Genomic DNA, 21,508 nt, shown 5'->3' on the forward strand with positions numbered 1-21,508 from the left:
CAAATTAAACTTTGATGATTGAGAGGAGAAAAAATGAAAATAAATCAAGCGTTATCTGATTTTATGAGCTATACAGGTAGCTTAGTTAAATCAAAGAAAAAAGTATTATTCGCATTGGCATTGTTAGTTACTCAGATTGGTGTGAGTACATGGCAATCACAGTCAGTTAGTGCGGATACAATCGCAGAATATGTAAATGTTCCGGGAGAATATGTTAAAGTTCTGACTTCGACTGGTGTGCATGATACAGGGCAATTAGTGGTTAAATCGAATGGTAAAGAGGAAGTTGCGTTTTGTATTGAGCCAGAAGTTTTAATTCCTTTAGGTATGAATACGGGGTATATCGGTAAAGATCGTACAGACCTTTCAGCTCGTGCTGAACAAATTGCGACTTTATGGAGTACAGTTAGTACAGACAAGTGGTACTATTTTGTAGCTCAAACGATGATTTGGGAAGCTGTGAATGGTATTGAAGTATATGGTATTGACGGTTTTAGTGATTCCGATTTTCAAAATGCTAAAGCACAAATTAATCAAGCGGTTGATAATTACAATAAAAAGCCAAGCTTTAACGGTCAGACGGTTACTGTAAAATTAGGTGAATCTGTGACTTTAACAGATACTAATAATACGAATTTATCTGAATTTAATTCATTGACACCATCAAGTAATGCAAATGTTGATTACTCTATTAATGGTAATCAATTAACAATTACACCGAATAAAAATTCTAATGAAAATGGTAAATTTCGATTGATGAAAACTCTTGCTCAAGGTACTTCTGTTGTTTATCAAAAATCGGGTAGTCAGACTTTAATGGTCGCAAAAATTAATGACCCAAATTATTTTGATATTAATATTAAAGTTGTTAAAACAGGTAAATCACAGGTTCAAAAATTGGATGAAGAAACAGGCAAGCCTATGGCTAATGTTCAATTTAAAATGACAGTTGACGGTAAAGATTACGATGTTAAAACAAATGATAAAGGTATCGGCTTTATTGATAAAGAATTTTTACATGATACTGAAGTCACTTACACCGAAGTTAAAACCCTTGACGGTTATGTTTTAAATGAAACACCAATTAAAGCTAAAATCAAAGCTGGTGAAACCATTACATTATCAATGAACAATGAAGCACAAAAAGGACGTGTCAAAGGGCATAAAGACAAAGAAGTATATAATGCTTCTGAATCTGAAAAACAAGGCAAGTCAGTTTATGATAAAGTACCTTTATCAAATGTAACGTTTGATGTTGTGGCTCAAAATGATATTACTCGTCCAGACGGTGAAACTGTTCTTAAAAAAGGTGAAGCTGCGGACACATTTACGACAAATGAAAATGGTGATTTTGAATCTACAAAAGATATTTATATCGGTAATCAAAACACTTATAAATTAGTTGAGCGTGATGTGCCTGAAAATTATCGTCCGTTGTATGATAATCAAGCAACTTTCACAATTCCATATGACAGCACTAACAAAACTAAAGTGTTTACTTTAGATATGGGAACGTTGGATAACGACTTAAAAACTGGTACTTTTAACTTAGAAAAAGTTGATAGTGAAACTGGTAAAGTTATTCCGAATACACAATTTTTATTACGTGGTCTTTCTACGTATAACAAAGATGTACTTTATACGATTACGACTGTTGACAGCGCTACAATTGATAAATTAATTGCTGGCAAGTATGAAGTTGTTGAGGTGAAGTATTCTGACGGTTATACGCAAAATGAATCAGAAACATTAACTAAAATTATTGAGATTAAAGACGGTGAAACAACAAAAGTCATAATTAAAAACAATAAAATTGATGTAAAAAATCCTAAAACAACAATTAAAACAAAAGCACATCTTGAAGATGGCTCACAATACTTTACTGCAGGTGATACGGTCAATATGTATGATGATGTTGAAATTACTCACGAAGATATTTTAGACGGTACTGATCGTGCTTTTGAAACGATTTTAGTCGCAAAATTGCCAGATGGTACTGAAAAAGATATTTGGAAATCGGGCAAGATTGATTATAAAGTATCTGATAGCCAATTAACTAAAACAGTTGTAACTGAAAAAGTAGATACTGGCGCTTATCCAAAGGGTACAACTTTCTATTTTAAAGAAATTGGCTACGATAAAGACGGTAACAAAGACACAGAGCATAATTTTGACGGTAAAGACCAAGAACAAGGCATTTATCCTAAAGAAACACCAGAATCAAGTTTGCCTACGATGAATGAATCGTCAAATATTGTTTTAGTTGGTGGTGGTATCTTACTTCTGGCTGTAGTGACTGGGGTTTTTCTTTTGAAGAAAAAATATCATAATAATAAAAACATTTCTTAATTGAGGTGTTTGAGTATTTTTTAGCTTTATTATTGTTGTATTGGAAAGAGAGTTGATTTTGACTAACATATCAACATTTTGTCATCATGCGCAATTTGTGGTAAATGATGTCAAGAAAGAAATTGAAAAGTATTATGATTTAAAAGGTCTAAATTTGACTTTGAAACAAAAGAATATATTAGATGAAAGTATTGATAGTTTAAATTTAATTACTTTTAAAAAATATTCAAATGAAATGGAAGAATCGTTATCCTATTTGATTGCAAAATTAGATTTGCTTTCTGCTGAATTGAAACAACGTGAGGGTTATGATAACGATAAAATTATTTTAATTGGTACATGTAAGAAATATTATTATTTAATTCATGAATTAGTTGGATAAGACAATCAGTTTATTATTGATTGTCTTTTTTCTTTGTTTAAAAATTGGAGGTTTTTATGGAAGAAACTAGAATTTATTGTACTAATTTAGCCAAGTATAATAACGGTGAACGTTTTGGGGCTTGGTTCACATTACCAGTTAGTCCTTCAGAAATTGAATCTAAATTACGACTAGATGAGGGAGTAGAAGAATTTGGTGAGGAATTTGCGATTCATGATTATGAAAATCCTTATGGTTTAAAAATTAGTGAATATTCTTCAATTGATACTTTAAATGAATGGGTTGATGGATTAGGGTATCTTGATGATAAATTATTGAGCGTTTTATCAGAAGTTGTATCAAGTGGTTTTGAAACATTAGAACAAATTATTGAAAATGAAGGTAGGTATTTTAGTTTTACTGGTTTTGATGATTTTAAAGATATTGCAGAGGATTACATTCAAGAAAATACAAATGTAAAAAATATCGAGATATTAGGTGGTGTTTCTTTAGATGCTTATATTGATTATGAAGCATTAGGAAATGATATTAGAATTAACGGTCAATATCTTGAAACGAGTGAAGGCATTGTAGAGTATACCGATTAAGAAAGATGAGGCGTAAATGTTATGAATAAACAAACACATAATAAAATTAAAGCTTTAACAGAAGAATTATCAAATTTACTTACTTCATTTAAATTTGCGGAAGTGTGGACGGTTGCTGGTGCATTAAATGCAACATTGAAAACCGCAACGGATGAAGATTCAGTTGTGGTTGAAGCAAAACGTGAATTAAGAAATTATTATCATATTAGTAGTGAAATCTCAACACTTAACAAGCGATTAGTTGGTAAAGGGCACAGATTAGCTGAAATCGCTAGTAAACTATAGAAAAATGGAGGCAAATGAATGTCAGAATTAAAAAATGCAGTAATTAAACAGGAAAAAGTCGGTAATCTACGTGCTAATGGTCGTGCTGAAAGAGTTCGTCTATATGTGGATGGTAGTTCAAAAACATTTGTTCAATATTCTGTTCGTAACCCAGAATTAAAAGCTTTTAATGTTTTGCTGCCAGTAACCGCAAAGCGTATTAATACACAATTTAATCAAGAATTGGAATTAGTTAATCCAACATTGCTTTCAATCGGTCAAGTTTCTCAAAATAATCATCAAGTCGGTGATCGTCAAGTCGTTGATTATAATGGTTATGTAGACCGATATATTGTTGCAGATGAAATTAAAGTTAAGGGGGCAAAATAATGGCAAAAATTAAAGTAGAAAATAGTAATTTAACACCGTTATTAGACTTCAAAAAAACATTTGGACGTCTATTTTTCTTGGAACAACTTAACGATAAAGAAGCACGTCAAACAGACGGAGAACGTGGTGAAGCGGTTGCTGTGCGTTTTGAAGTTTTATCAGAAACTCAAGGGGCAGAATTTACTGTTTCAATTGATTTAGCAGATAATCCTTTAATTGATTTATCTAGTTTTAAAATGGATGATGAAATTGAATTAGTCGAAGGTCAAGTTTTTGAATACAATATTAATAACAATGCAACTTCTAATATTGTTGTTGCTTTGAAGGCGATAGATGTTAAAAAAATTGGAAAATTAACGGCAGCTGCACCAATAAAAAATGGATCATCCAAGATTCAAAATGATAAATAATTAATTAATTTTATTCTAAAAAAGCGATTATCAATTAAAGATAGTCGCTTTTTATTTTTATAGGGAGTGAACTTGATGAAGGTAAGAACAATGATTAATCATGCTTATGATTTGGAAAAACGAGCAATTGACTTAGATGGAAAATCAGATTTTTTTCTTGTGTTCCATACTACTAATGCTAAACTATTAGATTTTTATGATTTTAAAAAATTATCATTTTTGTGCGAAGAAGTAAGTTTAATATTAGCTGAAATCATGACATTGGTTAATCAATTAAAAAGAAAAAAATATCTTGATTGTGAATTTATTGATAATCAACTTGCCAATCTTTATATCGTTCGCAATCGTTTAGAATATAAAAGACAAGCCTTGTTTATGGTTAAAAAGAAATCTCGGATGATCGCTTATGCTTAATTTATGTCATGAAATGAGGAAATTAGGTTTTTTAATTGGTGTCGATGAACCAGATTATCAAGCGTTCATCATTAGTCTTAATGATTCTATTTTTTATGTTGTAGAGGGTTGTTATCATTCCAAAAGGAAAGAAATGTTATATAGTTTTTCAAAAAATTATTATCATAAAAAAGAAGGTAAAACGCAGGTATCTAAACTTTATTTTAATAAATTGCCTATGGAAATGATGATTAAACGTGTGGCTAGCTTTGTTAGTTTCATGATTGAAAAAAATTTTTTTAAACCTTTAGACCGAAATATTTTGATTTATGCAAAAGAAATAAGATAAGGATGTGATTATTGATTGATTAAGAAATTATTTATCTATCGAGGTAGGCGAATTCGTTTATTTCATAAGAATTTATTATTTAAGTATGGTTTGACGTTGTTCATGCCTTTTTTTATCGGCATAGTTGTTTATTTTTATTTGGTTGTCTATCCACTGATTCAGTCGTTAAATGGGCGTTATCAATTTAAACCTCTTATATCGCCATTATTAATTACTTTAATGATAATTATTTTGGGTGTGACAACGATTATATTTTTAATTAAATCGAGTATTTATCGTGGCGGTTATTTTCAAAGAGTGCGTAAAAAGCAATGGTTGGCAGAATATTTAGATAGCAATGATTTTGTGATTCGACAGACTAAAAAGACTGAAAAAGGAACTAAAGAAATTAGGAAATTCACCAAAATTTATTATAAAGTAAATGGTGATTATGATGAATTTACATTTCGGTTAGGTAATAAATTTCAAGATAAATTTCTAAAAATATCTGGTGATTTAGAAAATATGTATTTAGCTGATCTAGTAGATGTCAAACGTGAACCTAATTATGTGACGTTTCAGTATTTAGCTGATACCCAGAGTAAACGAATTAAATTTGAAGATTTGACAGCTCAAAATGGTCGTGTCGTTTTGATGGAAGGTGTGATTTGGATTTATGATGATTTGCCACATATGCTTATTACTGGAGGAACAGGTGGTGGTAAAACATACTTTATCTATTCTCTAATCGCAGCTTTAGGTAAAGAAGGACGAGTCCATATTGCAGACCCTAAAAATGCAGATTTAGCTGACCTTGCCAATTTTGATTCATTTAATAATTTGGTTGTTTCAGATAAAAAAGAAATTTTTTCAATGTTATCAGAAGCAGTTGAACTAATGGATAAACGTTATCTTTATATGAAACGTCAACCTAATTATACAATTGGTAAAAATTATCGTTATTATGGCATGAAACCAGAATTTTATATTATTGATGAATGGGCTGCTTTTGTTTCTGTTCTGGGCGCTAAATTCAATGATGAATTTAGTTTAGAAAATTTATATGAACGATTGACACCACTTGTTTTAAAAGCAAGACAATCAGGTGTCTTTTTAATTTTGGCAACTCAAAAAGCTGGTACTGATGTGATTCGTTCTTCTATACGTGATAACTTGATGTGCAAAGTTTCTTTGGGACGTTTGAGTGATACAGGCTATGTAATGACCTTTGGGGATGATTTGAAAGGTAAAGTATTTTATAACAAGTCGGGTGTTAAAGGACGTGGGTACATTGATGTTGGTTTGGGTGTACCTAATGAATTTTATGCCCCTTTGGTAGACGAAAAATTTGATTTTGTGGATTATTTTAAAGCTATGTCAGCCATGCCATATACAGATATTTCAGAAATTGAGCTTAACGAAACGTCTAAGAAAGAAGTTGATGAATTATTAAATGATGATTTTGTTAAGCAAGAACAGGAAATGATGAAACAAAATGCAAGTTTATTTAAAGCAGAGCATGAAGCGGAACGTCAACGCCAACGTTCAGAATTATTGAATGAGGTTGATTATTCTGAAAAAATTAAACAACGTCAAAAGCAGGTAGGGTAGTATTCAAAAAATATAAAAGTATGAAGGCGGTGTGACTATGACAAATTATACAGTCGAGGAAGTATGTGAAATTATTTCTCCAGATTTAAAGTTGAGAACCTTGTATGACTGGATTCGTAAGATTGAAAATCAAACCCAATTTAGATTTACTAAAAAAATTAATATGGCGAACCCTTATTATGTCAGAGGGCAGCCTCAAAAAGTTTATTTATTAGATGATGTGGAGATTGATTTATTAGCTCGATTATATACATTTAGAATAAATGGTGAAAATCTAACTAAAGCGATTGATTCTATTTTCTTATTGGAAGATGATTTTAATCGAAAATATCCAGTTGAGGATAGATTATAAACAACATAAGCACAATTGCAAGGGGAAAGTACGTGCTTTGCGCAAGCGAAGCGATCAGCGCATTAAAAGCGCGTGCTTTTGCCCGCAAAAGTGGGCGTAATGAACGGCGGGCTTGTCCCGCCGTTCGCCTGCCACCCGTTTGGTAATACGGGTGGTAAAATTGTCGATTGTTGATAAGATATACTGTATCAAAGGTTGATATATCAAGTGTTTTGTTGTTATTAGATAAGTAGACAAAAAATATCATTTTGTCTACTTTTTTATTTGGGGGTGTTTTTAATTGATTCTAAGGAATTAAAGCAATTACGAAAAAAATTAGGATTTAATTTAAGAGATTTTGCAGAAAAAGTAAATATTTCTAGACCAACGTTATCGAAATATGAACGTGGCTTAATTTTAATATCAAATGAACGTGAAATACAAATTAATAAAGCACTTGGCTTATCTTACAATACTGATAAAGCCTTACTTCATGTACATATTGATTATCTAAAACTCACTTTTTTTGGTGGTACAATTAAAATCATTATGGAAAAAGTGCTTGGTATTCCTTTAATTAATTTCTTTTCTGAAAAAACAGGTCGTCATAATTATCAAACAAAACATTCATGTGGTAATATCGTTGTTTTTACTCGGACAGATGATGATTCGCAAGGTATTTTATTAGATTTAACAGGTCAGGGGGTCGCAGAATTTTCAGAATTTCTGGAAAGTAAGGGGTCATCTTTACATGATTTTTTAAGTAAAGTTTGGAATCCTAGTTGGTATAGAGGTTATGGTTACTATGACCGAATTCACTCTACACGATTAGATTTAGCTATTGATGAAATGGTGGATGAAGTCAATGGTAATTATGAGCTACATGATTTGAAATGTAAACGTGAAGCAGGATTGGTTGATACAAAATTTAAAATTTATCATGAACAGGAAAAGAAATTCCAAGAGGAACGAAAAGGTCTGACTTTGTGTTTTGGTTCTCGTGGTAATGGTAGCCCTTTGTTTCTTCGCTTTTATGAAAAACGTTATGAATTAGCTAATAAATATAATATGACGGTTGAAGAAATTGTATCAGAATATAAAGTCTGGAATCGCTTTGAGCTGGAGATTGGCAAAGAATTAAATGAAGCAATCTTTCAAGAGTATATTGGTGGTAAATCACTAGATGAAATCGCAATTAATTTATTGTTATCAAGAATTGATGTTTATGAAGAATATGTAGATGAAAAGGGGGTCAAACGAAAACAATATTGTTCTGATTTTTATAATGTTTTTGGCAATTGGAAAAAGGTGAAGTTTGGCTCTGAGATAGAAGAAAAGACACTTGAAAAAACGATTCGTTGGATAGAAACACAGGTGGCAGCTTCACTTAAATTTTTGTATTTGTTGTGGGGGAGAGAACAGTTTTTAAGTTGGCTCTTTGATTTATTAGAACGAACAGAGCTTTCTGCCCAACAAGAAAAACAATTGAATTTTGAAAGAATGATGGATAAAAAGGGGGTTGATTAATGACAATAAAAATACTGGGTCGCTTCTATCAAGGTGATGAAACACCAGAAAATAATTTGGAAGTAATCTTATTTTTGAATTATTTACATCAGAAATATCAAGACTTCTTTTATCAATCTGATATTTTTTATTTTTGTCATGATGTTGGTGTATCAACAGTATTGGTTGATTCGTGGTTGTCTAAAAAATTTGATTTAATAGTAGCGGATTTTGAGTGTTATTTTTCTACTTTGGAAAATGATTCAGATTATTTTACCACAAAAGAATTGTTAGATGGTATTTATTATCATTATGTTTTTAATGCAACAATGGATATATTAGGTATTCAAATCACTAAACGTCAATCAGAATTTAGATATTGTTTTAATATTCTGCGTAAACAGGGTTATCAAATGAATTTAAAATTTGAGGCAGCTTTATTAAATAAAGGTGTTTTTTTGTTGTCTGAAATAGATAAAACCAAACGTTATCCTTATGATTTAGAGAAAAAATTTAGAATAACGGTTAAATAAATAGAGTAGGTGATTAATATTAAATTAATAAAAAAATTTAAAAAGAAAGAGAAGTCTATCAAGACCCCTAAAGCTAAAAAATGGTCGCAGAAAAAAGGGAACCGTTTAGTTGGCATTGGTTTTTTAGCATTACTGGTTTTCTCAATTATTGGTGCTTTGCGTGCCAATCTCATGGCAAGTCAAGTCATTAATTTAAATCAGAGTGTGACAACGCTTCAAGGTACTACTTCCAAAAAAGAGGCGGTAAACTTAATTAATTATCCAAATTTGGCTTACTATGCAGAAAGTTTTGTAAAAAACTATATTAATTATTCAAAGACTGCTAATGAAAATAAAGAGAATGAACGACTGGATAGCCTTTCTAAATTTGTTTATTTTGATGTATCAATGTTAAAAGAAGATGTTCCTAATGAATTTACTAGGACGTTAAAATCGGTTGAAATGGTTGATGTCAAAGAAGTAAAAGAATGTTTGTTGGTCTCGCTTCTAGTGACGATTGAAACTAAAGTTAAAGCAGAAGTGCAATCTGAAACGAAGCAAATCGTTTTACCAATTCAAGCCAAAAATGGTTTGTATTCCTTAGTGTCAGTACCTTATTTTTTAGCTGTTGATCTGCCTTTAGGCAAAACAACTGCTTTAGAATCAACTAAAAATACGGTTGAAATTGATACGAGTGATAAAAAAGCAATTCAAAAGTTTTTGGCGTTATTTTTTGAAAAATATGCAAGCGGCAATCAAAAAGAATTACTTTTGATGATGAAGTCGCCTGTTATAACAACTGGTCAAGAGGTTGTCAAAACAATTGAACCGAGTTCGATTAAATATTTTAAGACAAATTCAAATACAAATCAAGGACTTCAAGTAACTGTGACTTTTGAAAACAAAGAAACGAAAATTTCGCATCAAGAAAATTTCACACTTTGGATTCGGCAGACGGATAACTCTTATTTTATTGAACAATTTAAAAATTATTTTACGGAAGATGAGGGATAGATAAATGGATGTATCAAATTTAAGTAATTTTTTAAGTAGTGGTTTTATTACCTTATTAGCCTTTGCGGCGATTATGTTAATTTTAAAACATTGGAAAGAAGCTGCTTGGATTAAGATTTTAGGTGTCATAATTATTGCTCTAATCATTCGTGATTTTGCAGTTAATCAAGGTAATACAATTTTTAGTATTTTGAAGTGGGTATTTTCTTTAATTGGTGTCAATTTTACTTAATCTGTGAGGTGCTTATGAAACAATATTATGATTATTCAAGAGGATTAAAAGCGCCTTATTCAATTCAAATTATTAAAACACCAAAAGGTAAAGTGATATGGGTTTTTTCTCAACCTGTTTCACTATCTTTTTTTCTCGCTTTGTTTGCAGGTGTAATGGTAATTTTTGGTTTGTTTCAGATTATAACTTTACCAATTATTTTGGGCGTTAATCTTAATTTGATTTTATTGGTTTATCCGCCCTATAAATTTGCGAGGTGGTATTCTGAAACAGAGATTGACGGTAAGCACGGTTTAATTTATATCAAAGATTGTTTAATTTTTTTGAAAAAATATGTACTTGATTCAAGAGAAATCTATCGTTTTGAACGAGTGAATATTGATGATGGTGAAGAATTTACGTTTCGTAGATAGGAGGATTTATGATTTTAGAATATCCTTTGCGTGAGGAATGTTATGAAAATATGCTCATGACAAAAGAAAAAACAGCAATTGCTTATTATCGGATTCGTTCAGAATCAGTTATGTTGACAGATTCGGATAATAAATTAAAAACTAAGAAAAAAGTTGCACGAATACTAGCACGTTTAGAACCTAATAAGAGTTTTGAAATTGAACTTCTACCAGTTAATTCAGATTTTCGTGAAAAAATGGGTGAAATGTTAAAAATAGTTGATCCAAAATATCATAAAGTCGCAAGTAATAAATTCAAGCGGACAGTATTAAGTTTAGAAAATGAAATGGGTACACCGTGTGAGTATATTTGGATTGTCGGTGTACCATTATTTAATACGGATTATTCCAAAGGCATTAAGGAAGTGATTAAACAACAAGTGAATCACTATTCTGAAAATATTGCGAATGGTTTAGGTTATGAAATTGAATTAAATCCAAATTGGTATCAAGACTATGAGGAACAAGAGAATGAAGTTTATCAAAATCTTTCAGAGTTACTTGTCGAACGGTTAACAGAAGAAGATTTATACTATTATCAGTCTTATCAATTTCTACCCGATATTTCACATTCACGCCAAGAAGTTAAATCTTGTCAAGCTTTAGATAATATTATTGAAGCTAGAATCAAGCCATTAATGACAGGTGGTTTACGCTTTAATACAGAGTGTGGTGAAGGTTATGCTAGTTATTTACCAGTTGGTGATATGGGAGTATTTTTAGATAACAATCACTTATTAGAGATTGTTCAGAAAATGCCTTTTTTTATTCGAGTTAAATTACAAGCTAACTTTGCAGAAAAAGTAGGTACGACTAATTTAACTGGTCGTTCGGGTCGGTCAAGAACTCGTGTTAAAAATATCATGAGTGAAGCTAAAATTGCAGGTAGTAAACAAAAGCGTAAGATTTTAGAGGGTCAATTATCATTAGATGATTTAGACCAGAAAATAGATGATGATGAACCGATTATTGATTGGACAGCAACATTAGTTGTTACTGGTAAGACTAAAAAGCAGCTGAAAGCACGTAGAAAATATTTGATGAATCGTTTTAGCAGCTTAAAAATTCCATTGTTAAAAACAGTCTTTGATGATGTTTTTTTATTTCAAAATAATTTGTATGGTAATTTTGAACGCTCTAAGCCTTCAAAATGGCTTCATACAAGTACAATTAGAACATTTTGTGAATTAAACTTTTTTACGTCATTAAAGTGTGGGTCAAATATTGGCTTTTATTTAGGACGTGTGGATAATACACTTTCTGAAAAAGAAAATGTGAAAAGTATGGTTTCGAGTTCCAAAAATATTATTTTATTAAATATTTTGCTTTCAAACAAGCAAGATATTAAAGGAAAACGTGCTAATAGTCCCCATGTACTAATCACTGGTGATACGGGGTCTGGCAAATCCGTTTTTGCTAAAAAACTATTTATGGAGAATGCGTTACTAAAGGATGTTAAAGAATTATTTGTAGACCCTAAATGTGAAGTACGTGATCAATTTTTAGCCGTGATTCAAGATGAAGCATTTAGACAGGCGCATCCAGATGATGTGGCAATGATTGAATCTTTTAACTTTGTTACATTGGATAATAAGAATCAATCTAATGTAGGTGTCCTAGATCCAATTCTTTTGTTTTCAGAAAGTGAAGCGATACCACTTTGTAAAGAGCTGATTTCAAATGTATACAATGGGGCATGGTCGATTAAGCAAAAAAATGCTTTGAATGAATCCGTTGAATCAGTTGTCTTTAGGCATGCACAAGGTGAACAGGTTGGTTTTTGGCATGTAGTCGAACAAATGATTGATTCAAAAGTTGAGGAAGTCCGAGAATTAGGTCAATTGATTCGGTCTACAATTAAAAATTCAGTTTTTGAATTAGCATTTAGTCATGGTGAAGTTGAAGGTTTATCTTTAAATGAGAAAGTAACGATTTTAGAAATTAGTAATTTAAATTTACCTAAATCAAAAAATGAAGTCTTAAATGATACGAAACGTCTTTCAATTAATATCATGATGATTATTGGTGCTTTTTGTAAAGCTTTTGGTGCAAATAGAAAAGAAGAAACGGTTGTTTTCCTAGATGAAGCATGGATTTTTGAAGTTTCAGCCATCGGCAAAGAAATTATCAAGGAAATGAAGCGGATGGGTCGGTCTTGTAATAATTTCTTGGTTGAAATTACACAATCTGTTAATGATTCAGAAGATGAAGATGAAAGTACAGGTTTTGGTATTGTCGTTGCTTTTTCAGAATCCAGAAATAATGAAGGCGTGTTGAGGTATCTTAATTTACCAGTTACGGATGAAAATTTGAAATGGGTATCTAATATGGTTCAAGGTCAATGTCTGATTAAAGATGTTACCAATCAAGTGAATCGGGCAGCTGTTCATATTCTATTTGATGAATGGTTAGAGTTATTTAAAACAATTGATGATACCGAAGCAACACGTTTGGAAAAACGCTTTGTGGCTTAGAAGGGGGTCGTATGAAATATCATTTCGGTAGTTATATGCCTTTCATTAGTGACGGTTTTCTTGAAAAATATTGGCAAGTTATCAATTGGATATTTGTGGATGTGCCTTTTTTTATCTTTCGTTTACTCGCTTCAATAGTTTTATTGGCAGAATCGGTTTTAGACCAATCTCAATTTTTTGTAGATAAGCAAACAGATGCTTTTGATATTTCAGTTAAGCTATTGAATCAATTAGGTGGTACAGCGATTGCGAAAGGTAGTTTACTTGCACTAGTGTTCTTAATTAGTGCTTACTATCTTTTATTTCAATTTTTTTCTGCAAGAAGAAATTTTTCAAAAGTTGTACTTCAATATTTAGCGGTTTTTCTAGTGTTTGTTTTTTGGTTCGGTAAAATTAATACGCCAAGTGGGACACAAAATGGTGGTACTTTTTTAATTTCATCAGCCAATCAATTTGCGGATTCGATAAAAAAAGAAGTTGCTTCTGTTGGAAGTTTAACTCAAAGTGGGACAACTTCTGATAACTCTAGTTTGATTTTTGATGCAACTGTGGGTCAAACATTTAATTTTGTAAATAGTGGTTCACTAGATGGCAAAATGGAAAATGGTGAAAAGCTGGATTATAAAAAATTGTTAATGCCTATCACTATTAAAAATGAAGAAAAGAAAGATTTTATTGAAACACGTAAAAAATACATCAAAGATAATGTTGAAAATAATCCATACTTTGAAGCTAGCGGCGATAAAATTATGGAAAAAGATTTTGCGATATTAGTAGGTACGGTTAACTTGGGTATTACTGCTTTTCCTGCCCTTTATGTTAATGCAATGACAACAATTGTTCAAGTAGTTGTGGATATGATAATTATTGTATTTCCACTGCTTGTATTCTTTGCGCTATTCCCTAAATTCCATAACGTGCTTTTTAAGTCCTTTAAAAGTTTAATTGGTTTGTTATTTTTGCCAGTTTTATTAGCTGTTTTTTTAGCGATATACTTTTGGATTAATTCATCAATTGATACTGCGTTTATGAATTTAGTAAAATTGCTTAGTCCAGTCTTAGTATCTGCGATTTCTGGGGCGATTGTTGCGTTATCAACAATTGTGATTCTGGTAGTTGTTAAAGTATTGTTACTTCGATTTTTTTGGAAAAGACGTTATGATCTACTCGGCTATTTTTCGGATAATCAGATTGAAATGCCAGCGTTTGAACAAACAATTAATCAGAAAGCGTCAGATTTTGGACGTCAAGTAGTAAATTTTGGAACTAATACCGCAGAGGTTGCGATTGGTGCTTATACTGGTAATCCAGCTATGATTGCGGATGGTGTGACAGATTCATCAAGTGATAATGGTAAGGATTTAAACAAAGAAGATTTTATTGATAACGAACATGAGGATAATTCTAGTGAAGATAAAGGGTTATATGAAGATTTAGCAACGGAAAATGATCCTATTGATACGCCAGATTTTGAAGTTATTGACATTGATGATGAAGCCTTGGAAGATTTAGAATTACATACTTTAGCACTTGACGATATGGATGATCAATTAGCTATTGTGGATTTAGATGAACTAACAGATATAGAAAACAATGAATTTATTTCTGTTGAACAGGCAAATAATTATGAATCATTGATTGAATCAGAGGATACAGGTAATTTCTTTTATGGTTCAGATAGTGATTTTTATTCTAATGATAATGATAGAGATTAATTAATTTTAATCTCTATTTTTTGTATGTGAGGAGTGAATAATGAAGAAAATAGGAATTGGATTATTGCTTGTTTGTCTACCTGTTTTTTTGATTCTTTTAGTAATCATTTCGTTGTTTTCAAATTTTTTTGGTGGGAACTCAACTGATTTTCAACCTCAATCTGAACAAGAAAAAACTGCTTTAGCAGTCTATAACTTTGTACTTGATAAAGGTGGTACATCAGAGTTTGCGTGTGCATGGCTTGCCAATCTTGAATGTGAAAGTAATCTAACGTCTAGTCGAATTCAAAGTGATTTACTTTTTGATGAGAAGATGGCCTTAGACCCTTCAATCGGTGGTTATGGTTTGGGTTTGCCACAATGGGATAAAGGTAGACGTGTTAATTTTTTGAATTATGCGGAATCAAAGTCAGTAGATTGGCAAACAACAGACATTCAACTTGAATTTGCATGGGATCATGATAGTACCGATAGTCAATTGTTAAAGAATTTATCAAAAGGTACTGATTTAAATCAATTAACGATTGATATTTTGGTTAAGTGGGAACGTGCAGGTACAAGCGGTGATACTATTGAACAGGCAAGACGAAAGACCAAAGCTTCAGATTGGTACAAACGTATTGTGACTGGTGGCATGGGTGCTGGTTCAAATATTGGTGGCGGTCAAATTAGTATACTTGAAAATAAAATGGGTCAAACGGTATATAACGGTCAATGTTATGGCTTAACCAGTTTTTATGTGGATGAATTTAATACAAATATCCATCTAGGTGCAGGTAGTCCTTATGGGTTAAATCAAACGACAAGTTTAGATACTGTCAACGCTTGGAATATAGGTTCTACTTATGCATGGGATAATAATGGTTTTCAAGTCATTTTAAATCCAAGTTATTCAGATATTAAAGCAGGCGACATTATCAATTGGAAACAGGGGGGCTATGCTTTATCTTCATACGGACATACAGGGATTATCGCAGCTGTTAGTGGTAATAATCAATTTATAACTTATGAACAAAATGGAGAAAAAGGTCAAATTGTCGCAAAATATAGTCGAACTTGGGGTCAAGAAATGCCTAATGTGGCGAGTATTGTTAGAAAAAAGTAGGAGAGTGTTATGAATATATATATTGGACTGTTTATTCTAGGAATATTGATTGGTTTAGTGATTGATTTTTGGCGGAAAAGTAAATTGATTTATCGGATTCAACGATTTCAATTAAATCAATTGATTTGTCAACGCTTTAATTGTACTAAGACTGATTATTCATTAAGAAGGTTTGACGATGGTTATTTAGTATCCATTAAAGATAAGGAATATCGAATCAAATTATCGAATACAAGAAAACCTAAAATTACTTTTGTCAAAGCAATTCAACGTATTAAAGAGGTGCAAAAATGAAGAAAATAGAAATTGTTTGTTTTAGTTTAATTAGTTTATTCATCCTATCTGCTTGTCAGTTTAATCAGTCTAAAACAACAAATAAAAAATCGGAATCAGAAATTGTCATGAATAAAGTAACTGATTCCAGTTCAACTATGACCTCTAAAAAACAATCTCAACAAGAAACGAATCAAGACACTGAAAAGGCAGAAACGACAGATGTTTTGAAGCTGTTAAAACAATTTGGTTCAGCATATGCCAATTATTCGGGTATTAAAGATCGCAATGAACAATTATTAGAACTCATGACCAAGGACTGTGCCTTAGCTAATGGGATTTATGTAGAAGAAGATATGGGAAATATGTTATCATCTCGAGGTACGATTGAAAATATTTATCAGCCGATTGATTCTAAAAATAGTAATGCCTATGCGATTCAGTTAAATTGTGAGCAAAATGGTTCCTCATTAAAAGTATTGTTATTAGTTGAGGTTAAGGATAACAAAATTTCCAGTATGACATACAATACACTCAAACAAGAATATTAGTAAGACAAGTTTGAAAAGCTTGTCTTTTTTATTTGGAAAGGAATTAATAATGAATATTCAGAAACAATTAGAATCTTTAGATTTTAAGGTGGTGCAGGTTTCAGAGAGTGAATTAAAAGCCTATCCACGTAATAATAATGATAGAAGAGATTTATATTATTTTTTGAAAAAATTTCAATCTCTTACAGGTCAAACTTATCATATTTCGTATTCTAATGAAAATGCGGATGTTTTTGACACAGTTGAATATGAAAAACAAGTATTAATACCATTAAGGCAATTGTGTGAAAAATACGGTGGCAATCTATCAATTGAAAATCGCTATAAAATTACAATTGAAACAGATACTAATAATCGTGTGAATTTATTTAGGCAAATGATTCGTAAATGGTGGAATGTATTCGTTTTTGATTCGGTAGGTAATAAACGTGCCTTAGAATTTGAAATTAAGAAAATTTATTTTAATCAATCTAATTCATTTAGTAAAGATGAATGGCTATTAACAGTCAGTCGTATTGTTTCACATCATAATGAACTCTATGGCTCATTGCCGAATTATTCTAGTTTTCAGATAATTATAGAGGGTGAATTTAAGGAAAAAATTACTCTCACTTATAAAAAACCGCAGCAGCTGGAGTTTTTGAAATATTATTATGAAAAATATCATCATAAAAAAATAATTGATGATGAAATCGGTAAAACGATATTTACAGAGATTAATTTCAAAATTAGAAATTAGTATTAAATATCAATATTTATAAAAAAATAGACTAATAATAGATAGAAAAAAAAGACTTTTAAAAGACTAATTAAAATAGTTTCTTAAAAGTTTTTTTTATTTTTAGAAAGGAAATATTATGCGTGAAATACAAAAAGATAGTTATTACAATAAACATGAATTAGCAGATCATTATAGTATCCATGTTAAAACAATTGAACGTTTTATGACAGAAATGCGTCAAATTAATGATTATAAATTATATTTCAGACGTCCATCTCATAAGACATCAGTTGTACAATATGGTGCTTTTGATAGATTTCTTTTATATAGAGAGGATTGTAATAATAAAAAGAAAGCTGTGATAAAATGATGTATATAACAAAATACTCCTTGATAATAAAGAGGAGGGCAATATGTTTTTTAAGAGGTTAGAAAATGGTAAGTATCGTTATTATGAAAAATATTACGATGAGGTGTTAGGAAAATGGCTTCAAGTTTCTATTACAATGGCTTCAAAATCAAGACGGATACAAGCAGAAGCAAAATATCAGTTAAATCAAAAAATTGAAAGTAGGCTTGTTCAATCTCAAAAAACAAAAGAGATTGCTTTAAAAGAGAAAAATAATCAATATACAGTATCTGAGGTTTATTTAGAATGGCAAGAAATCAGAAAACAAGAATTAAAAGATACTTCATTTGGTGCTAGTTTATCTTTATTAAGAAACTTTATCAATAAATTTGGAAATCAAATGATTGATGAAGTGACAACTGCACAATTGCAAAAACATTTTATGTCACGTAAAACTGCTTTTTCTTCTAAAAATATTGAAAAGACTGCGATTAAATTTATTTTTGAATATGGGATTAGAATGGGCTATCTTAAAGAAAATCCTATTTTAAAAGTGATTTTACCAAGACAAAAAAAGACAATTGCACAAATCGAAAAGGCACAACAAAAATTCTTAACTAAAGAGGAAATGATTTGTTATTTGGATTTTGCCAGAAAAAATAATGCGAATGAAGATTTATTGCTTATGACAGAATTTATTTATTTAACTGGTTTACGTATTGGTGAAGTTTTAGCGTTGATGTGGGAAAATATTGATTTTAACAATAATGTTCTGCATGTTAAATATACTTTAGATTATGTATTTGCTTCAAGAGCTGATTTTAAACTAACCACACCAAAAACAATTTATTCTATTAGACAAGTGATGTTTACTACTAGGGTTAAAGAAATATTACTTTATTATAAAAATAGAAATAAAAAAATGACTTTAATTGATGAACGTTTTATTTTTGTATCTTCAGATGATTGTTTGCCATTTTCGAGAGAGCAATTTGCTTATTTTTTAAGAAAGTTTGCCAAAAACAATTTATTGATTGATAAACCAGTAGAAATTTTTACCCCACATATGTTAAGGCATTCTCATATTAGTTTATTGGTTGAGTTGGGTTTGCCGATCAAATCAATAATGGAAAGGGTTGGGCATTCAGACGAAAAAATTACAATTCAAATTTATACGCATGTGACAGAAAAAATGAAAAATGATGTCATTGATTCTTTAGAAAATATAATAATATAAAATAATAGTAAAACTAACCATAAACTAAGCAAAAAAGTTAAAATGTATGTATGACTTATGAGGATTATTTTATATTACAGACCTTGTTTTATTGGGGGTTTTAGGACTATTTAGGTTTTTTGATTTTTTTTATAAATTAAACATGTTATAATCTTTTAGTACATATTGAATATATTAACTATTAAATAATGAATATATCTTATTCTTTAGCATAAATTTTTACAATTATGCATGATAGTTAGCAAGTAATTAATAAAAAGGAGCAATAACGTGAAAATTGCTGTAGATGCAATGGGTGGCGATAATGCACCAAAAGCTATTATTGAGGGTGTTAATATTGCCAAAAATGAAAATCCAGAACTGGAATTTTTGCTTTTCGGCAAGGAAGCCGCTATTCGTCAATATCTAAATGACGATAAAAATATCACAATCATTCATACCGATGAAAAGATTGAGTCTGATGATGAGCCAGTGAAATCAATTCGGAAGAAAAAACAGGCTTCGATGGTTTTAGCGGCTCAAGCGGTTAAAGACGGACAAGCAGATGCTGTTTTTTCAGCTGGTAATACTGGTGCCTTACTTGCTGCGGGTCTTTTCATTGTTGGCCGCATTAAACAAATCGAGCGTCCCGGTCTTATGACTACCTTACCAGTATTGGGAGATAAAATGACTGGCTTTGATATGCTCGACTTGGGGGCTAATGCTGATAATGAGGCTAAGCACATTGAACAATTTGCCATTCTAGGCTCCTTTTATGCTAAAAATGTACGAGGAGTTAGTAATCCAACGGTTGGCTTATTGAACAATGGCACGGAGGCTTCTAAAGGCTCTAAGCTTACGAAAGCCGCTTTTGAGCTGTTAAGTGCCAACACTACTATCAATTTCATCGGAAATGTTGAAAGTCGTGATATATTGACTGGTGTTGCCGATGTGGTCGTCACAGATGGCTTTACAGGGAACGCAGTTTTAAAATCAATTGAAGGGACAGCTGGTGGTATCATGTCTTTGTTGAAGGCAGCGATTAAAGATGAAGGCTTGAAGGGCAAGCTAGGTGCATTAATGCTCAAAGATGGCTTGATGTCAATGAAAAACCAGATGGATTATTCAAATGCTGGTGGTGCCGTTTTATTTGGTTTAAAAGCCCCAGTCGTTAAGACTCATGGCTCGACAGAGGCTAAGGCAGTAGCTGTTACCATTACACAAATCAAAAAAATGTTAACGACTGATGTGGTCGGACAATTGATAGAATATTTTGCTTCAACAGAAAGCGAAAAATAAGGAGAGGTTAATGAGTCGCGAAGAAATTTTTAATAAGGTTGTTCAATTAATTGCAAATTATTTTGAAATAGACGCTGCAAGTATTACTGGAGAAACAAATATTATCAATGACTTAAGTGCGGATTCGATTTCAATTATGGAATTTGTTTTGGCGATGGAAGATGAATTTGAAATTGAAATTTCAGATGAGGATGCTGAAAATATTTCAACGGTCAATGAAATTGTTGATCATCTGCAATCGGCACTTAAATAGAGCTGATATTTTCATTCAATCGTTTTGATTCACTTGATAGCTAAAAAAGGTGCTAAGTTGTCTCGAAAAACAAGTCGTTTATGCTTTTTAGGTAATCTAGCTTCAATGACCAGCGTTTAGGAAATTAGAGAAAAAGTACGCACAAGCTAATCCAGCTTCAATGCCTAGAAAGTTTCATATAAGTGCACTTTGCACTCGGGCAAAGTCTGCCTGAGTAAATAAACGCAGAGTTAGCTTATGCTCAACTTTCTGAGCAAGGCATTTCAGCATTTTAGACAATCTAGCTTCAATGGCTTGAAAGTATCGGCATAAGCTGAAAAAATAATTCGCGGCAACAATTGAACTAAACTTTTAAAGCTCTCCTTGGTCGCTTATAAAAGTAAGTTCAATTGCATACCTTGCCGACTAACTGCCTCAAATTTCATTCTGAAATTCTCGGAGAGTAAGTCGTCATGGCAAAGAACGCCTTTACTATTTTCCAGTCTTATGCTCAACTTTCAAAACAAGCCGTTTCAGCATTTTAAACAATATTCGGCAATTTGTCTATTTTCCTATGGCATTGAAGTTGTGCCTTGTCCGCTGTAAATTACAAGTATTAAAAAAGAGCTAGGCACTTATTGGGAACTGACACTATAATTAGATACAATTAAAAAAGAGCACCTCAAATTTAGTAAAATAAATTTGGAGGTGTTTTTCTAATGGCAAAACATAATTATTATCCGGAGACATTAAAAATTCAGATCGTTGAGAGATTATTAGCAGGAGAATCGGCTTCATCCCTTCGGGAAGAA

25 protein-coding genes are annotated in these 21,508 nt (G+C 31.4%); all 25 read left to right on the forward strand.

Going from position 1 to position 21,508, the window contains the following annotated elements:
* The first annotated feature begins 33 nt into the window (after positions 1-33).
* The 25 genes from HOY35_RS06195 (at position 34) to acpP (ending at position 20,717) form a co-directional block, all read left to right on the forward strand.
* Complete coding sequence (locus HOY35_RS06195) at positions 34-2,349, forward strand: collagen binding domain-containing protein (protein ID WP_172211397.1); 2,316 nt, start codon at positions 34-36, stop codon at positions 2,347-2,349.
* Positions 2,350-2,407: 58 nt separating this feature from the next.
* Entirely contained in the window at positions 2,408-2,731 is a 324-nt protein-coding gene (locus HOY35_RS06200; protein WP_172211399.1) for a hypothetical protein, read from the forward strand.
* 56 nt (positions 2,732-2,787) lie between these two features.
* On the forward strand, positions 2,788-3,318 hold the full coding sequence (locus tag HOY35_RS06205) for an antirestriction protein ArdA (protein WP_172211401.1): 531 nt from the start codon (positions 2,788-2,790) through the stop codon (positions 3,316-3,318).
* A gap of 21 nt (positions 3,319-3,339) precedes the next feature.
* Entirely contained in the window at positions 3,340-3,603 is a 264-nt protein-coding gene (locus tag HOY35_RS06210; RefSeq protein WP_172211403.1) for a hypothetical protein, read from the forward strand.
* A gap of 18 nt (positions 3,604-3,621) precedes the next feature.
* Positions 3,622-3,972, forward strand: coding sequence for a hypothetical protein (locus tag HOY35_RS06215; RefSeq protein ID WP_172211405.1), 351 nt, complete (start codon positions 3,622-3,624; stop codon positions 3,970-3,972).
* A complete protein-coding gene (locus HOY35_RS06220) occupies positions 3,972-4,382 on the forward strand; it encodes a DUF961 family protein (protein ID WP_172211407.1) in 411 nt (136 codons plus the stop codon). Before HOY35_RS06215 ends, HOY35_RS06220 begins: the two co-directional genes overlap by 1 nt.
* A gap of 75 nt (positions 4,383-4,457) precedes the next feature.
* Positions 4,458-4,796 (forward strand): hypothetical protein, encoded by a 339-nt coding sequence (locus HOY35_RS06225; RefSeq protein WP_172211409.1) that lies wholly within the window; start codon positions 4,458-4,460, stop codon positions 4,794-4,796.
* Positions 4,789-5,124 (forward strand): hypothetical protein, encoded by a 336-nt coding sequence (locus tag HOY35_RS06230; RefSeq protein WP_172211411.1) that lies wholly within the window; start codon positions 4,789-4,791, stop codon positions 5,122-5,124. Before HOY35_RS06225 ends, HOY35_RS06230 begins: the two co-directional genes overlap by 8 nt.
* Positions 5,125-5,139: 15 nt before the next feature.
* A complete protein-coding gene (locus HOY35_RS06235) occupies positions 5,140-6,714 on the forward strand; it encodes an FtsK/SpoIIIE domain-containing protein (RefSeq protein WP_172211413.1) in 1,575 nt (524 codons plus the stop codon).
* A 37-nt stretch (positions 6,715-6,751) separates the two neighbouring features.
* The gene (locus HOY35_RS06240; RefSeq protein WP_172211414.1) at positions 6,752-7,066 is read left to right on the forward strand and encodes a hypothetical protein; all 315 of its coding nucleotides are present in this window, start codon (positions 6,752-6,754) and stop codon (positions 7,064-7,066) included.
* Positions 7,067-7,336: 270 nt separating this feature from the next.
* Positions 7,337-8,572: a replication initiation factor domain-containing protein gene (locus HOY35_RS06245; RefSeq protein WP_172211416.1), complete on the forward strand. Its 1,236-nt coding sequence runs from the start codon at positions 7,337-7,339 to the stop codon at positions 8,570-8,572.
* Positions 8,572-9,084 (forward strand): hypothetical protein, encoded by a 513-nt coding sequence (locus tag HOY35_RS06250; RefSeq protein ID WP_172211418.1) that lies wholly within the window; start codon positions 8,572-8,574, stop codon positions 9,082-9,084. The genes HOY35_RS06245 and HOY35_RS06250 overlap by 1 nt, the downstream gene beginning before the upstream one ends.
* Before the next feature lie 9 nt (positions 9,085-9,093).
* Entirely contained in the window at positions 9,094-10,077 is a 984-nt protein-coding gene (locus HOY35_RS06255; RefSeq protein ID WP_172211420.1) for a conjugal transfer protein, read from the forward strand.
* Positions 10,078-10,081: 4 nt separating this feature from the next.
* Positions 10,082-10,309, forward strand: coding sequence for a hypothetical protein (locus HOY35_RS06260; protein ID WP_172211422.1), 228 nt, complete (start codon positions 10,082-10,084; stop codon positions 10,307-10,309).
* Positions 10,310-10,323: 14 nt separating this feature from the next.
* Positions 10,324-10,722 (forward strand): conjugal transfer protein, encoded by a 399-nt coding sequence (locus HOY35_RS06265; protein ID WP_172211424.1) that lies wholly within the window; start codon positions 10,324-10,326, stop codon positions 10,720-10,722.
* A gap of 8 nt (positions 10,723-10,730) precedes the next feature.
* Positions 10,731-13,235, forward strand: coding sequence for an ATP-binding protein (locus tag HOY35_RS06270; RefSeq protein WP_172211426.1), 2,505 nt, complete (start codon positions 10,731-10,733; stop codon positions 13,233-13,235).
* Positions 13,236-13,246: 11 nt separating this feature from the next.
* Complete coding sequence (locus HOY35_RS06275; protein WP_172211428.1) at positions 13,247-14,950, forward strand: hypothetical protein; 1,704 nt, start codon at positions 13,247-13,249, stop codon at positions 14,948-14,950.
* 40 nt (positions 14,951-14,990) lie between these two features.
* Positions 14,991-16,055, forward strand: coding sequence for a phage tail tip lysozyme (locus HOY35_RS06280; RefSeq protein ID WP_172211430.1), 1,065 nt, complete (start codon positions 14,991-14,993; stop codon positions 16,053-16,055).
* Between the two features lie 9 nt (positions 16,056-16,064).
* A complete protein-coding gene (locus tag HOY35_RS06285) occupies positions 16,065-16,349 on the forward strand; it encodes a hypothetical protein (RefSeq protein WP_249641491.1) in 285 nt (94 codons plus the stop codon).
* On the forward strand, positions 16,346-16,879 hold the full coding sequence (locus tag HOY35_RS06290; protein ID WP_172211432.1) for an EF0163 family protein: 534 nt from the start codon (positions 16,346-16,348) through the stop codon (positions 16,877-16,879). The genes HOY35_RS06285 and HOY35_RS06290 overlap by 4 nt, the downstream gene beginning before the upstream one ends.
* A gap of 49 nt (positions 16,880-16,928) precedes the next feature.
* Entirely contained in the window at positions 16,929-17,618 is a 690-nt protein-coding gene (locus tag HOY35_RS06295) for a hypothetical protein (protein ID WP_172211434.1), read from the forward strand.
* Positions 17,619-17,736: 118 nt separating this feature from the next.
* A complete protein-coding gene (locus HOY35_RS06300) occupies positions 17,737-17,970 on the forward strand; it encodes a hypothetical protein (RefSeq protein ID WP_172211436.1) in 234 nt (77 codons plus the stop codon).
* Positions 17,971-18,013: 43 nt separating this feature from the next.
* Complete coding sequence (locus tag HOY35_RS06305) at positions 18,014-19,186, forward strand: site-specific integrase (protein ID WP_172211438.1); 1,173 nt, start codon at positions 18,014-18,016, stop codon at positions 19,184-19,186.
* A 270-nt stretch (positions 19,187-19,456) separates the two neighbouring features.
* Complete coding sequence (plsX, locus tag HOY35_RS06310) at positions 19,457-20,464, forward strand: phosphate acyltransferase PlsX (protein ID WP_172211440.1); 1,008 nt, start codon at positions 19,457-19,459, stop codon at positions 20,462-20,464.
* 10 nt (positions 20,465-20,474) lie between these two features.
* A complete protein-coding gene (acpP, locus tag HOY35_RS06315) occupies positions 20,475-20,717 on the forward strand; it encodes an acyl carrier protein (protein ID WP_172211442.1) in 243 nt (80 codons plus the stop codon).
* Positions 20,718-21,508 lie beyond the last annotated feature (791 nt).

Source organism: Enterococcus sp. MMGLQ5-1, assembly GCF_013155265.1.
GTDB lineage: Bacteria > Bacillota > Bacilli > Lactobacillales > Streptococcaceae > MMGLQ5-1.

What these genes read in the sequence shown, in the direction of transcription:
- HOY35_RS06195 (WP_172211397.1), top strand. Translation starts at nt 34, where the DNA reads ATGAAAATAAATCAAGCGTTATCTGATTTTATGAGCTATACAGGTAGC.
- HOY35_RS06205 (WP_172211401.1), top strand. Translation starts at nt 2,788, where the DNA reads ATGGAAGAAACTAGAATTTATTGTACTAATTTAGCCAAGTATAATAAC.
- HOY35_RS06210 (WP_172211403.1), top strand. Translation starts at nt 3,340, where the DNA reads ATGAATAAACAAACACATAATAAAATTAAAGCTTTAACAGAAGAATTA.
- HOY35_RS06215 (WP_172211405.1), top strand. Translation starts at nt 3,622, where the DNA reads ATGTCAGAATTAAAAAATGCAGTAATTAAACAGGAAAAAGTCGGTAAT.
- HOY35_RS06220 (WP_172211407.1), top strand. Translation starts at nt 3,972, where the DNA reads ATGGCAAAAATTAAAGTAGAAAATAGTAATTTAACACCGTTATTAGAC.
- HOY35_RS06225 (WP_172211409.1), top strand. Translation starts at nt 4,458, where the DNA reads ATGAAGGTAAGAACAATGATTAATCATGCTTATGATTTGGAAAAACGA.
- HOY35_RS06230 (WP_172211411.1), top strand. Translation starts at nt 4,789, where the DNA reads ATGCTTAATTTATGTCATGAAATGAGGAAATTAGGTTTTTTAATTGGT.
- HOY35_RS06240 (WP_172211414.1), top strand. Translation starts at nt 6,752, where the DNA reads ATGACAAATTATACAGTCGAGGAAGTATGTGAAATTATTTCTCCAGAT.
- HOY35_RS06250 (WP_172211418.1), top strand. Translation starts at nt 8,572, where the DNA reads ATGACAATAAAAATACTGGGTCGCTTCTATCAAGGTGATGAAACACCA.
- HOY35_RS06260 (WP_172211422.1), top strand. Translation starts at nt 10,082, where the DNA reads ATGGATGTATCAAATTTAAGTAATTTTTTAAGTAGTGGTTTTATTACC.
- HOY35_RS06265 (WP_172211424.1), top strand. Translation starts at nt 10,324, where the DNA reads ATGAAACAATATTATGATTATTCAAGAGGATTAAAAGCGCCTTATTCA.
- HOY35_RS06270 (WP_172211426.1), top strand. Translation starts at nt 10,731, where the DNA reads ATGATTTTAGAATATCCTTTGCGTGAGGAATGTTATGAAAATATGCTC.
- HOY35_RS06275 (WP_172211428.1), top strand. Translation starts at nt 13,247, where the DNA reads ATGAAATATCATTTCGGTAGTTATATGCCTTTCATTAGTGACGGTTTT.
- HOY35_RS06280 (WP_172211430.1), top strand. Translation starts at nt 14,991, where the DNA reads ATGAAGAAAATAGGAATTGGATTATTGCTTGTTTGTCTACCTGTTTTT.
- HOY35_RS06285 (WP_249641491.1), top strand. Translation starts at nt 16,065, where the DNA reads ATGAATATATATATTGGACTGTTTATTCTAGGAATATTGATTGGTTTA.
- HOY35_RS06290 (WP_172211432.1), top strand. Translation starts at nt 16,346, where the DNA reads ATGAAGAAAATAGAAATTGTTTGTTTTAGTTTAATTAGTTTATTCATC.
- HOY35_RS06295 (WP_172211434.1), top strand. Translation starts at nt 16,929, where the DNA reads ATGAATATTCAGAAACAATTAGAATCTTTAGATTTTAAGGTGGTGCAG.
- HOY35_RS06300 (WP_172211436.1), top strand. Translation starts at nt 17,737, where the DNA reads ATGCGTGAAATACAAAAAGATAGTTATTACAATAAACATGAATTAGCA.
- HOY35_RS06305 (WP_172211438.1), top strand. Translation starts at nt 18,014, where the DNA reads ATGTTTTTTAAGAGGTTAGAAAATGGTAAGTATCGTTATTATGAAAAA.
- acpP (WP_172211442.1), top strand. Translation starts at nt 20,475, where the DNA reads ATGAGTCGCGAAGAAATTTTTAATAAGGTTGTTCAATTAATTGCAAAT.